Source organism: Paenibacillus sp. 01T422, from assembly GCF_056398785.1.
Window position 1 is genome coordinate 1 of record NZ_JBFTQB010001343.1, and the last position, 1,127, is coordinate 1,127.

General features: G+C 43.4%; 2 protein-coding genes. Both read right to left on the reverse strand.

The window, feature by feature from the left end; all coding sequences use genetic code 11:
* Positions 1-27: 27 nt before the first annotated feature.
* The gene (locus tag AC1DUA_RS38595; protein ID WP_477504721.1) at positions 28-840 is read right to left on the reverse strand and encodes a PhnE/PtxC family ABC transporter permease; all 813 of its coding nucleotides are present in this window, start codon (positions 838-840) and stop codon (positions 28-30) included.
* Positions 841-901: 61 nt separating this feature from the next.
* Positions 902-1,127: PhnE/PtxC family ABC transporter permease (locus AC1DUA_RS38600; RefSeq protein ID WP_477504720.1), on the reverse strand; the 226-nt coding region annotated here is incomplete at its 5' end.

Below are 1,127 nucleotides of genomic sequence, written 5' to 3' on the forward strand. Positions count from 1 at the left end.
GTGCAGGACTCGTCCAAAGCTTCATATTCAGCCATGATGCCTTAGCTTCTTCTTAATCCTTCCAGCGATTAGCTCAAGCAGGATGGCAAACGCTAGAATGAGATACGTAATAGCTCCAATTTCCCTCACATCATAATAATAAGTGCTGGCCATAAACATATCATATCCGATTCCACCGGCACCAGCTGCGGCCCCCATAGCCAACGCTACAGCGAAATTGATCTCAAATCGCATAAATGTCCACGAGATTAAATAAGTGATAGACGAAGGCAGAACCGCTTGACATACGATTTGAACCCAATTGGCGCCACTTGCCTTTAATGCCTCAATGACTCCTTCATCTAACTCTTCGAATGACTCCGAGTACGTTTTTACGAGATAACTAACCGAATGGAAGGTCATTCCGATGACAGCCGCCACACTGCCAAGACCCGCTGCAACCGCAAAAATCAACACCCATAATACAGTGGGAACCGCCCTAATAATAGCTACTCCGCCCTTAATTGCGAGGGATAGTTTAGGATTGGATAAATTATTGGCGGCTAGTAAGCCTAGGACCAAGGCGATGATGGCTCCGAATAATGTCGTTAGAAAAGCAAGACCAAGGGTAATGACCAGATGTTTAACTGCTTCTATCAAGGAGATGTGTTTCAAAAGCGGCTGAAAAAACATGGTTTTAACCGTATGGGTTGTCGATATAACAGCATCTAATAGCTGTATGTCTTTATAGTCGAATGTTGCAAACGCATACAGCGTTAATATGGCCAGCGCAGCCAAAGTGAGCCGGATCGCCATCGCTTGTTTGTTGAATGGCTTTTTCATTCTCCATTCATCATCCATCCGCCTGTCTCTGCCGTTGTCTTTATCAGAGACGTCTATCAAATTCGATTGAAATCTCATTTTACAAAATCACCTTTCGTAAATAGTTAGAAACCGTTTCAATCGAAAAAATAGCCAGAACAAGGGTGAGTACGATCAATGAGGCGGCGCTGTAATTAAGACTTTTGTAGTATAAGCTGAAAAGGAAGCCAATGCCGGTGCCAGTCAAAATACCGATTAAAGTAGCCTGACGGATGTTTGTTTCCATCATAAACAAGATCCAACTGATTAGCTGTGGTATACAAGAT

Excerpts from the sequence above, each read along its gene's own strand:
- AC1DUA_RS38595 (WP_477504721.1), bottom strand. The coding sequence starts at position 840 with ATGGATGATGAATGGAGAATGAAAAAGCCATTCAACAAACAAGCGATG.